General features: G+C 44.9%; 7 protein-coding genes. 4 read left to right on the top strand and 3 right to left on the bottom strand.

What is annotated here, in order from left to right; translation table 11 throughout:
• Positions 1-45: 45 nt before the first annotated feature.
• The gene (ppc, locus tag JK130_RS12910; RefSeq protein ID WP_218354739.1) at positions 46-2,667 is read left to right on the top strand and encodes a phosphoenolpyruvate carboxylase; all 2,622 of its coding nucleotides are present in this window, start codon (positions 46-48) and stop codon (positions 2,665-2,667) included.
• A 225-nt stretch (positions 2,668-2,892) separates the two neighbouring features.
• Positions 2,893-5,547 carry an ATP-binding protein gene (locus JK130_RS12905; RefSeq protein ID WP_218354738.1) on the top strand — a complete coding sequence of 885 codons (2,655 nt, stop codon included), beginning with the start codon at positions 2,893-2,895 and terminating at the stop codon, positions 5,545-5,547.
• Between the two features lie 122 nt (positions 5,548-5,669).
• Here the strand turns inward: JK130_RS12905 and mdh are convergent, their stop codons facing one another.
• Complete coding sequence (mdh, locus tag JK130_RS12900) at positions 5,670-6,608, bottom strand: malate dehydrogenase (protein ID WP_218354737.1); 939 nt, start codon at positions 6,606-6,608, stop codon at positions 5,670-5,672.
• Positions 6,609-6,829: 221 nt separating this feature from the next.
• Between mdh and argR the strand changes: the two genes are divergently transcribed.
• Positions 6,830-7,294, top strand: coding sequence for a transcriptional regulator ArgR (gene argR / locus JK130_RS12895; RefSeq protein WP_218354736.1), 465 nt, complete (start codon positions 6,830-6,832; stop codon positions 7,292-7,294).
• Between the two features lie 49 nt (positions 7,295-7,343).
• Here the strand turns inward: argR and JK130_RS12890 are convergent, their stop codons facing one another.
• Entirely contained in the window at positions 7,344-8,030 is a 687-nt protein-coding gene (locus JK130_RS12890) for a type 1 glutamine amidotransferase domain-containing protein (RefSeq protein WP_218354735.1), read from the bottom strand.
• Positions 8,031-8,314: 284 nt separating this feature from the next.
• Complete coding sequence (locus JK130_RS12885) at positions 8,315-11,482, bottom strand: TonB-dependent receptor (protein ID WP_218354734.1); 3,168 nt, start codon at positions 11,480-11,482, stop codon at positions 8,315-8,317.
• A gap of 435 nt (positions 11,483-11,917) precedes the next feature.
• Between JK130_RS12885 and JK130_RS12880 the strand changes: the two genes are divergently transcribed.
• Positions 11,918-12,763, top strand: coding sequence for a type 2 periplasmic-binding domain-containing protein (locus JK130_RS12880; RefSeq protein ID WP_218354733.1), 846 nt, complete (start codon positions 11,918-11,920; stop codon positions 12,761-12,763).
• The last annotated feature ends 1 nt before the right edge of the window (position 12,764 follow it).

Genomic DNA, 12,764 nt, shown 5'->3' with positions numbered 1-12,764 from the left:
ATTCACCACACAGTATGGTGAATGGCACGAAAGCAGGAGGATACAATGCAATCAAACTATGATTCGGAACTAAAAGATACCGTCAGATACCTGGGAACGGTCCTGGGTGAAACCATCAAAGCGCAGTTAGGCGACGAATGGCTTGAACGAATAGAACAGATACGTTTGGATGGCCGTGGTTCATATCAGGGCGACACAGATTGTAGTGAAAATCTGAAACAAACTTTCAAAACCTTATCAGATTCAGACCTTCTCACTGTAGGTCGGGCTTTTGCGCAGTTCCTGAACTTAGGCAATATTGCCGAGCAGGAATACAACAGCGCGATGAATGTTGATGCCTCTATTGATACGCTTTTCAATCATTTAGACAAAGCACAGCTGAGTACTGAAAATGTAGAAAAAGCGGTAGCCAAACTCAATATTGATTTGGTTCTGACCGCACACCCTACCGAAGTTACACGACGCACGCTTATCCATAAGCATAAAGAACTTGCCGATTGCCTGCAGTCTATCCACCAGGAAACATTAAGCGACGCTGAACGACGCCGTATCGAAACCCGTATCGCTGATTTGATTAGTCAGGCATGGCATACCGAAGAAATTCGTTCAGAACGCCCCACGCCCGTCGATGAAGCCCGATGGGGATTTTCGGTAATCGAAAATTCGTTATGGGAAGCCGTTCCACAATTTTTGCGTGAGCTGGACGAACGGTTACAACAGGATTATCAGGTAAGTCTGCCGTTAGACAGCGCCCCGGTGCAATTTAGTTCATGGATGGGTGGTGATCGGGATGGCAACCCTTTCGTAACCGCAGAGCTTACCGAGCAAGTACTGTATTTAGCACGCAAACGGGCGGCTAAGTTATTTGCCGGCGACTTTGACCGCCTGCAGGTTGAGCTTTCAATGTTTGATTGCAGCGACGAGCTGCGTCAGCGCGTAGGCGATGCTAACGAACCATACCGAGCGCTGTTGCGCCCATTAGTGCGTCGCCTGCAAACCACTCGCGATGGAATCAACGACTTACTAAGTGGCAATAGTGTCGATAAGCGAGATTGGGTTACAAACAATGATGAATTGTTAAAACCGCTGTTGCTTTGTTACGAGTCGCTATGCCAGTGCGGAATGAAAGTTACTGCCGATGGTCAGTTGTTAGATACTATTCGCCGGGTACGCAGTTTTGGTGTGCATTTATTACGCCTGGATATACGTCAGGACTCAGAACGTCATGCTGATGCGCTGGGCGAAGTTACCCGTTATCTGGGCCTGGGCGATTACTCACAGTGGAACGAAGCTGATAAACAAGCCTTTTTGTTGCGCGAATTGTCATCTAAACGTCCTTTGTTTCCAACCCATTGGGATGCTTCAGATGAGGTAAAAGAGGTATTAAATACCTGCAAAGTTATTTCGCAGCATGACCGTACAGGTTTTGGCATCTATATTATCTCTATGGCAAGCCAACCCTCTGATGTGATGGCAGTGCAATTGTTGTTACAAGAGTCTGGAGTTGACTGGCCTATGCCGGTAGCGCCGCTGTTTGAAACATTAGACGATTTAAACAACTCGCCAGATGTGATGCGTAACCTGCTATCTATCGACTGGTATCGCGGTTATGTAAAAGGCCAGCAGTTCGTCATGATTGGCTATTCTGACTCGGCAAAAGATGCTGGCGCTCTGGCGGCAGGCTGGGCTCAATATGAATCGCAGGAAGCATTAGTCAAAGTCGCCCAGGAGCACGACGTCACTCTTACGTTGTTCCATGGTCGTGGCGGCACAATCGGCCGTGGCGGTTTACCTGCTCACGCCGCTATTTACTCGCAGCCTCCAGGTTCTTTAGAAGGCGGCTTCAGGGTAACAGAGCAAGGCGAAACCATTCGGTACAAGTTTGGCATGCCAAAACTTGCCAAACGCAGCCTGGGCATTTACGCCAGCGCGATTATTGAGGCGATGTTGTTTCCGCCACCGAAACCTAAACCCGAGTGGCGTGAGCTAATCGGCAAAATGGCGGCAAAAGGCCGAGACAATTATCGTCACACCGTCCGTCACGACAAAGACTTTGTTCCTTACTTCAGAGTTGCTACGCCAGAACAGGAATTAGGTAAGTTGCCGTTAGGTAGCCGTCCGTCAAAGCGCAAGCCACAAGGCGGTATTGAAAGCCTGCGCGCAATTCCCTGGATTTTTGCCTGGGCACAAACCCGGTTGGTTCTGCCTTCCTGGTTAGGGGTGATGCGGGCAATAGATGAAGTAAAAGCCGAGTCAGATGAAAAGATTGTGGCCGAAATGTTTGCTGACTGGCCGTTCTACCGGTCTCGTCTGTCTATGCTGGACATGGTGTTTCACAAAGCCGATCCACGAATTAGCGAAGCTTACGATGAGCGGCTTGTACCTAAAGAGCTGAAGCACTTTGGAAAAGCGCTTCGCTCAGAGCTTCAGGACAGTATTGAATCACTACTTAAACTGACTGGCCAACCCGAGATTATGCACAAGGATCCGCAAGGTAAAGAGTCGATGAACATTCGCGCCGCGTATCTGCAACCCTTGCATTATTTGCAAATTGAGCTGCTTGATCGTGTTCGAAAAGCAGGGGATGATGCTAAAAACAGTGAGTTAGAGCTGGCGATGATGGTTACCATTACCGGTATCGCCATTGGTATGCGCAATACTGGCTAAAACAAAATAGCGTATTCATTGTTAATTTCGGCCAGTAGATTCTGGCCGTTTTTTTTGGCAACGCCGTCCCTCTATTATCTTCATCCGATTTATCTTCATACTGGTTAATTTATTTTAATAACTTTTTAATTGAACAATTTTGCTCAAATCTCGTTTAACGTTATTGGACAATCGAGACTGTTTTGATGGGTTGTCCCTGTCATAAATTTTGTTTTCAGGAAACCTATGCCATACGATCCACAAAATATGCCTTTTGATAAATGCGAAGACGAGCCTATCCATATACCCGAGAGTATTCAGGGATACGGCTTTTTAATCGCGTTTAATTACGAGAATTTAAAAGTAAGTGTAGTCAGTGAAAACACATCGGATATTTTCAAAGACGGCATTGTAGGCAAACATTTTTTAGACCTGCTTTCGCCAGAGGCCGATGAACGTAACTTTCTTAACGAGACCTTTGAACGGGTTTCAAAAAACAAAATTCGGTTACCCATTAAGCTACATTTAAAAAAATCTGTTCTTAAACCCGATACTGAAAGTGATTACCTGGCGGTGGTTTATGACTCGGGTGAGCATTATGTTGTCGAGTTAGAGCCTGCCACTGAGTTTCGGGATACCTACAGCGCCGAGCAATTTATTAAGCTTTACGCTATGACGGTGGCCCCCAGGTTTAAAGAAATGTCGACGCTCGAAGAGATGGCAAATGAGATGGTGTCGACCATTAAATATCTTACCAATATGGACCGGGTGGTACTTTATAAGTTTCAGGACGATTTTTCCGGAAAGGTTATCGCCGAAGCAAAAGCAGACGACTTAGACTCTTATAACGAACTGCATTTTCCGGCTAAAGATATCCCTTCGCAGGCACGCGAACTTTATAAAGTAAACTGGGTCAGGCTTACACCAGACACCGAGCTGCCCCCTTCCCCGTTAATACCGAGTATTGAAGAAAGTGGTCGCGAACCACTGGACTTAACCCGGTCATTGCTGCGCACCTTCTCCCCTATTCATTTGCAATATATTAAAAATCAGGGGCAACGTGCGACCTTTTCTATTTCATTGGTAACAGACGGTGATTTGTATGGATTGATCACCTGTCATCATCGTGAGCCGAGCTATATTCCGCAAAATGTACGGCTTCAGTGTGAAAATTTAAGTCAGCTGTTTAGTTGGCATTTAAAAGCCAAAGAAGAAGAGTTAGCGCGCTTACGCTTTGAAAAAACCGAGCAGGCGGTGGATTCAATGCTCGAGAAAATAGGCCCCTCAAATCCTATTGGCAAAGTGGTGAAAAATGCCGAGCCTGAGTTTCTTGAAGCGTTGGATACCGACGGTTTTTTGTATTATTCAGAATATGAAACCATCACACTGGGTGAAAATTTGCCGATTGAGGTCACTAAACACATTTTTAACCAGGCACGAAGCAACGGTGGGTTTCCTTACGTTTGCGACAATTTGTTCGAAGAGTTTCCCGAGACCAAAAAGCATGGCATCGCCGGAATTATGATTATTCCGCTTTTTGAGAAAAAGAAATACTTTACGGCCTGGTTTCGTAAAGAGCGGCCCATGGTTCAAAAGTGGGTAGGCGCTGAAGATGAAACCTCTGAAGACGCGTCAAAAGCAAACCGGCTTAAGCCCAGAACCTCGTTTAGTGTTCACCAGCGCACCATACACGGACACTCAAAACGGTTCGACAATGCAGACATAAATACGGCCCACCGGCTAAATCGTATGTTTTTGGTGTATGCGTTGGAAGTACAGGAACGTATGCATATCAGTATTAAAGAACTTGAAAAGCAAGACAAATACCGAAACGAGTTTTTGGCGACATTAGCCCATGAACTACGCAATCCTTTAGGCCCTATTGTCTCAGGGGCCAGTATTTTAGAAACTGTCGATGATGAAGCTACGCGAAAGCGGGTCACCTCTATTATTAATCGACAAGCCGAGTACATGTCTAAGCTAATCAATGACTTGATGGATGTTTCGCGTATTACGCGCGGCAAAGTGAAATTAGAATTTGAGAAGCTTAACATTCATGAGGTCATTTCAGAATCGCTGGAAATTGTCGATCAGCACATCAAGACAAAGCAACATTCACTGGACGTTCAATATTTAAGTGAAAGAGTGACGGTTTTTGGCGATAAAGCACGCTTGAGTCAGATTTTTTCAAATATTATCCACAATGCGGCTAAATACACTAACGACAATGGCCAAATTAATATCAGTATAAAGAAAGAAGGCACGATGGTGGTGGTTCGGGTCAGCGATAATGGCATGGGTATTCCAGAAGATCGCCTGAAAGATGTCTTTAATATGTTCACCCAAATCGAAGCGCATTCAACCCATACAAAAGGCGGTCTGGGCATTGGACTGACTTTAGTAAGTAAGTTAGTAGCACTTCACCACGGTAGTGTAAGTGTAAACAGTCAGGGCCCCGGTAAAGGCAGTACATTTACGGTAAAACTTCCTATGTCAGAGCTGGCATACGATAAACACGATAATATCGATGAAGGTCAGAGCTTAAGTTCTGGTAAGCGCATTTTGTTTGTTGATGACAATGAAGATCTTATCGACATGTATTGCTTGCTGGCTAACTCAATGGGCTATCAGGCATTAGGCATAACCTCACCACGTAAGGCTATTGAAGAGTTTAAGTCATTCAAACCACACTGTGTTTTTCTGGATATCGGTATGCCAGACATTGATGGCTACGAACTGTGTAAAATCCTTAAAGCTTCGCCTGAGGCCAACTCGGTACGGTTCTACTCTCAAAGTGGCTGGGGGACAGACAAATACATCGAACGCTCTCGACAGGCGGGTTTCGATAGCCACTTTGTTAAGCCATTATCTAAAGAAACCATTAAAAAGGTCATGGACTAAGCCAAGAAAAGCTCTAAACGCTACGTGATAGCTGAAGCAGGGTATTGAGCAGTTCTGAAATACAAACAGGTAAAAAAAAGCCGGGCATGTTGCGCCCGGCTTTTTGAATATATTCCGTTTAATTAACCGTTTACGAAGTCAACACCCAACTTGATGTCACCCCGTAAACCTTCAAGCATGTCTTCTTTTGCTTTTTGTTCAAACTCGCTTAAATCACCATAGGGCAAAATTTCTTCTACGCCGTTGGGACCCAAACGTACTGGATGAGCAAAGAAGCTCGCATCTTCGCTGTCATCAGTTTGTACATAAGTGTACTCAACCACATTTTCGCCCTGCATTGCCGCCGTTAGTGATAAACAAAAACGTGCAGCAGCCTGCCCCATAGACAATGTCGCTGAACCGCCACCCGCCTTGGCCTCAACCACCTCGGTACCTGCATTTTGAATACGGGTAGTTAGCTTCGACACTTCGTCTTCGCTAAAGCTTACGCCTTCAACCTGAGACAACAATGGCAAAATAGTCGTACCCGAATGGCCACCTATTACTGGCACATGTATATTGGCAGGGTCGACGTCTTTTAGCTCGGCTACAAATGTTTCGGCACGAATAACATCAAGGGTAGTAACCCCAAACAGCTTGTTTTTATCGTAAACGCCTTTCGCTTTTAACGTTTCTGCAGCAATGGCTACCGTGGTATTTACCGGGTTAGTAATAATACCCAAACACGCTTCAGGACAATGCTCGGCAACACCTTCGACCAAAGCTTTAACGATGCTGGCGTTAGTATTGAAAAGGTCTGACCGGTCCATACCAGGCTTACGCGGAACACCGGCAGGAATCAAAACAATATTGGCATCGGTAAGTGCTACGCCCAAATCATCTTTACCGTGACCGGTTACTTTTACCGCGGTGGGGATGTGGCTTAAATCAACGGCTACGCCCGGAACAACCGGCGCCACGTCATAAAGTGCTAATTCTGAACCTGCCGGAAGTTGTGTTTTCAACAACAGCGACAGCGCCTGACCAATACCACCGGCAGCACCTAACACGGCTACTTTCATTACATTTCTCCTATGGAAATTTCACGTTTATATAACGGTACGTCACCCTATAGCAACGCTATCGAAAAAACAATTGTAGGAAGAAGTTGACTCCCAAACACAGCTTTATGAACCAAGATATTCATCGACTATGCATGAATATGCAATAAAATTGCATCCAGACCACCTCTACGGCACAATAATAACTCTTTGTGAGACTAACACCAACTTTGGCAGGCGCTATGGCTAATCAAAAACAAGAACAACTTATTAAAGCGTTTAAAGAAATTTTAAAAGCAGAAAGCTATGGGTCGCAAGGCGATATCGTTGAAGCACTGAAAGAACAAGGCTATGACAACATCAGCCAGTCTAAAATATCGCGTATGCTGAGCAAATTTGGCGCAGTTCGAACGCGCAATGCACGTGGTGACATGGTCTATTGCCTGCCTCCAGAAATGGGCATGCCCACAGCAAAAAGCCCGCTTAAACAACTTGTTTTAGATATTGTACACAATAACGTAATGGTTATTATTCGTACCAGCCCCGGAGCAGCACAATTAATCGCACGGCTGCTTGACTCACTAAGCTCAAAAGATGGGGTATTGGGTACCATCGCAGGTGATGACACCATTTTCATCGCCCCAGCTGATGTTAAAAAGATTGAAGACTTGCGTCAGCGGGTAGAAGATTTATTCGACAATGTATAAAGCTAAAGAATAGGGCCTGACCACTGTCAGGACCCTTTTGTCATTCCTGTTATTTGCCCAGCTGCTTAATAAGTGCTTCGGCAGCAGGACGCGAAGAAGGTGGGTTTTGGCCGGTTATCAAACGACCGTCTTCAACAACGTACGACTCAAAATCGCCTTTCTTAGAAAACTCGCCGCCCGCTTTTTTCAGCTCATCTTCAACAAGGTAAGGCACCACATTCGTCAATTCTACTGCATCTTCTTCTGAGTTAGTAAAGCCGGTGACTTTCAAACCCTTAATCATAGATCCGCCTGAGGTGTTTTGCACATTTTTCAGCACAATTGGCGCATGACATACCGCTGCCACGGGCTTGTCGGCGTTGAGCATATCCTCAATCAACTGTTTAGAATGTGCGTTGTCAGACAGGTCCCATAATGGACCGTGGCCACCAGGATAAAATACAGCATCAAATTCATCTGCTCTGACATCTTCTAACGGGATAGTTGACGCCAGGGCCGATTTTGCCTGATCGTCGTTAGTAAAACGCTCGGTATCATCCGTTAATGCATCCTCACCTAAGCTCATTGGGTCGATAGGTACCTGACCACCCATGGTGGAAGCTAAGGTAATGGTGTAGTTAGCATCAACAAACGCATAGTAAGGTGAAGCAAACTCTTCTAGCCAAAGGCCCGTCTTTTTACCTGTATCGCCCATAATATCGTGCGAGGTCATAACCATTAATAAACGTTTCGTCATAGTGCTTCTCCTAAGAGTCAAAAACTTAAATACAGAGTTTGTGATGGATTAGTTTATATTCACCCCTTATTTAAACGCTTATAAGCTGAAGCAACGTGTTTACAAGGTCGAGAGCAAAAGCTATTACCCATAAAAAAACACCGTTTGCAGCAATGTGTGCAAACGGTGTTTTAACCGTGCAGTCTCCGTTGTAGGGGCGCTTAACTTTAAGGCTTAGAACGTGTAGCTAATACCTGCGCGAACTTCCCACAACGACGGCGCACGCTCAATACTTTCGCGCGTTCTTAGAATGTGTAACGAAGACCAATACGTGCTTGCCACAAAGAAGCTTCCTGATTTACACGTTGACCTTGGTCGCCATCAAAGTTGCTATACACATAGGTGCCGTCGCCTTGCACTTCGGCGTCAACAACAGGGTTGTTGTACTCAAAGTTAACCTGACGATATACGCCCCAGTCATCATTTAACAAGTTACCCAGGTTTTGAATGGTGAAGAATATCTCTCCAGTATGGCCATCCATAAACCCTGGTACTTCCTGAGTAAATTTAATATCTACTCGGCTCCACCAGTCACTGTTTTGGCTATTACGTGCTTGAATAGCGCCACGAGTCAAACCATTGCTGCTAATGAAGTCATTAAATGCAGCCTGGTCAAAATCAGGCCCGTAGATAACCAGCGGATCATTTTCTAAAGGTACGTACAACAAACTGCGGTCTTCAAATCCACGAGCATCACCAAAACCTGGGTCGCCGTCAAAAGTGTAGCTGTAAGGCTTACCTGATACACGTTGGGCAAACAAGTTAAAGCGCGATGCGTATCCGTCAAAGAACTCATGACTATAAGACAAACGCAGCACAAAACGGTGTTCTGTTTCGTAGTTACTGGTCGCAACTTCTGGGTTGTTATAATCAACAACAGACAAGTTACCGTAGTTTGATGATGCGGTTGAGCTCGTCATTGGGCTGACATCTTCTGCATCTGTATATGCGTAAGAGAAATTGGCGCTAAAGCCGTTATCCCATATTTTATCAGCAAAAAACGACAACACAGTGTTATTCGCGTCACGGTCGCTGTTGGTTAAATAATAATCTACACCAGCGCGAGAGCCACACGCGTCGCTATTAATATCGGCCTGACATGCTTCAGTTGCCAAATCAACACTCTTATAGATTGTGCGCCCGTCCGGAGCGGTCAAACCTGTATCAACAGTGTGTAATGCCGTAGTGATTGCACTGTCTTTCATTTGTGAGAAGATCACGTCAGCGCCAACAAGCACGTCATAAGGTAACTGATGCTGAACACCAAGATTCCATTTCCATACTGACGGTACATCGAAGTCTGGGTCTAGTGCGTTAACATCACCGTCACCACCGACCAGTGTATCTACCAGGTAATCCGGTACTTCCTGGCCAAAGTTTGTAGTATTTGATGCGTTCAGTGCTGCCTGAGCTGCAGGGTCAGTATCACCTGAGCTTACTTCAGAAGAAAGAATGGTGATACCGTTGTTAGAGTAGTTGTTAGATAACCAGACGTTCGGGTTACCACCGGCGAACAGGCCCACACCGCCGTAGATGAACGTATCTTCGTCAAGGTTATAGTTGAAACCAAAGCGTGGCTGAACAAGACTGAAATCAGGTGCCACAGCATTAGTGAAACCATAACGCGTTTCAAACAGGTCGTTCGCCTGTGGGACATCATCACTGTCCCACTTGTCATAACGCAGACCGAAGGTCAACGACAAATCAGTAGTTACATACCATTTGTCCTGAACATAAAACGTCGTCGTTTCAAAGGTAAACTCAGCGGCTGAATCGTTTGTATCTAGTGAGCCAGGAATCCGATACGTGATTTCGTCAGCAATACCTTGCTCAAAATTATCAAGGCCTTCAAATACAAATAAGCCTTCAGCACCTGGGTTAAACAGGTTAAATACGTCTGTTGCTTCGTATTCAAAACCACCGGTAATGGTGTGGTCGCCGTAGTAGTAAGTACCTGCTAGCTTAGCTGAAAATGTTTCGTAGTTGAGGACATTAGACTGACGGAATTCATCAGCGCCGAAGTGAATATCATAACCATTGACGTCGTTGATTCTGAATTCGCCAAAGCCGGGATCTGTAGTGAATGATTTTTGACCATTCTCTACTTCCAGATAACCAAGCTTTGCTTCAGTCTCGAAATCATTCGTCCATGTGGAGAATAACTGCGCTGAGTAAGTAGTTAACTCATTTCCGCGTTGATAGAAGTGATCAGTAAAAGCATAGCCGTTGCTGCTTGAATCAGTTGTTGAAACGCTGTTGCCATCAGTATTCTGGTAAGTGAAAGAGGCACGGTGATCGGTGTTTATCGTCCAATCCAGCTTCAATAATACTTTTTCTTCTTCTTCGTCGCCTGAATTAAGAATCGGGCCAACAGTATAACCATATTGGTCTTGTGCAATTTGAGCAATATTTTGTAAATCAGCTGTCGACAAGCCTGTTAGCGGGTTAGCAAAACCAGCATCGTCCGGACCGAATTCAAAAACAGAAATCGGGTCGTGTTTTTCATATGCACCAAAGAAGAACAATTTATCTTTGATGATAGGCAGTCCGATTGACACGCCGTAACGGGTTTCGTCATATTCAGGAACATCCAGCGAGTCACCTTCAATTTCATCGCCCTGAAAAGAGTCGCTGGTGTAATCGTAAAAAACACTACCGTGAATTTCGTTGGTCCCTGAACGTGTTACCGCATTAATAGCACAACCAGAGAAGCCACCGTATTCGACATCAAAAGGCGCTAATTCAACGGCTACCTGGTCAATTGCATCATAAGGGAATGGCAGGCGTTCCGTAGGATAACCATTGCTATTCAGACCAAAGTTATCGTTTTGGCGAACACCATCCACAGTCAAGCTATTGAAACGGTTATTTGAACCACCACACTGAATTGCATCGCCGTTGGTTTGGTCGATAGTAATACGCGGGTCTAAAGCAAGCGTATCTTTGATATCACGATCTACAGTAGGTTGATTTTGCAAATCTTCTTGACCAAAGAATGATGCCGGGCCAGTGGTTTCGGTCATCATTTTAGATGCCCGGCCAGTTACGGTGATTTGCTCAATATCCTGAGAGTTTTCAAGCGTAACGGTCAAGTTTAACGGCTCACCAAGGTTAAGGAACACGTCTTCAATGATACGCGAGCCTTCACCATCTTCAACTTTAAGGATGTAAGGACCACCAACACGTAGACCACGTGTATTAAAGACACCATCGGCATTACTTACCAGTGTTTTGGTAGAGCCAGTACGAGTATCAAACAACGTAATCTGGGCGCCACTTACTGTAGTGCCTGTGCTGTTAATAACAGTACCGCTAATGCCTGATGAAGTTTCCTGTGCCATTGCGGTAGAAGCGAGGCCCACCGACAACGCAACCGCAACCGCGACGCGACTGAATTTTGATTTAGAGATCATGTGTGTGTTTCCCTTTTCTACATATATGTAGGTAGTTGTATTTCGAAAGCTGTATTTATTTTGGCGATGGCTGCCTAATTTAGCGCGGTAGATTGTATGGACGCTATGTTTCAAATTGATGACAGTAAAGACCTTACCTGCCATGCCTGCCTCTGATACAGATTATTATCAATTTTTTTCATCAGAAGTTGAAACCGGCAAAACCCCTACGCAAAAGCCATTACCAGAGTCTCTTTTTAATCGCGACTATTCTTTACGCAAATTGCTCAGATAAACACCGTTTAACAAAATTCAGAATAAAACGTATAATAACTATAAATTACATAGGTTTACGTTGTTAAAGTAAAGTTACCTATTGCAATAAATAAGCTTAACTGGTGAAATTGGGGGTATAAATAAGTTTGTAACCCTCAATGCAATTTATTGCCAGAGCTTATGTATAAATACGGAAAAGCACTGATAGTCCTATCTGCAGCGATGATTTGCTTTGCTTTGGGCTATTACCAAAAACAGACATCGTTTTCTCAGGTACCTCCTCAGGTAGGGCAATTTATTTATTGTGAAAAATCGTTGTCGTCGAATAAAGACGTGCTGAATGTATATCTTACCGAAAGCAGTATGGCTGAGCCTCTACTTGAAAGGCTATGTAGTAACCCTATCGTCCGCCGGCAGTTTGGTAATGTTCAGCTAACTGTAGGTCAGAACGACTACGACACATTCCGGTATATTAATCATGGTGTGAGTGACTTAGCGCTGGTAAAAAGCAATGTTGTAGAAGCGTTTGGAGCTAACGAAATCTATGGCTATGAAACGCTGGCGATGCACAATAATTACAGTGCCTATTTTATTGCCCTGCGAGAAAAGCCCGAACTTACCCGCGAGTATCTTATTGGCAAGCGTCTAGGGATTTTAGACTACCCCAGCAGCCGTTCAGGTCACACGGCTCCAAAAACGGTCATGCAGTCATTAGGTTTGAGCGAAAACAATGTTACCTTGTTGTATTACAGCTCCCATGAAGAGCTTAGGCGGGCCCTGAGCGCCGGTGAGGTAGATGTCATTGCCTCTTACTGGAGCAAAGCTGATGAAGAACAGTTGTCAAAAAACTACATCACCGCGCTGGTGAATAATGTCAGTGGCATGCGCTGGTATTTGCGCATGCAAACCCGTAATACCGACTTACGCTGCGCGCTACAACAAATTATAGAGTCTGCGACAGCTCAGAGCGACAAGACTTATTATCAACGTATTCAGATTTTAGACCGATGTAATGAAGAGGGTTAAT

The organism is Alteromonas lipotrueiana, from assembly GCF_019249245.1.
Classification (GTDB): domain Bacteria; phylum Pseudomonadota; class Gammaproteobacteria; order Enterobacterales; family Alteromonadaceae; genus Alteromonas; species Alteromonas lipotrueiana.
The sequence above is the reverse complement of the archived record's forward strand: the minus strand, read 5'-3'. Positions and strand labels throughout refer to the sequence as shown.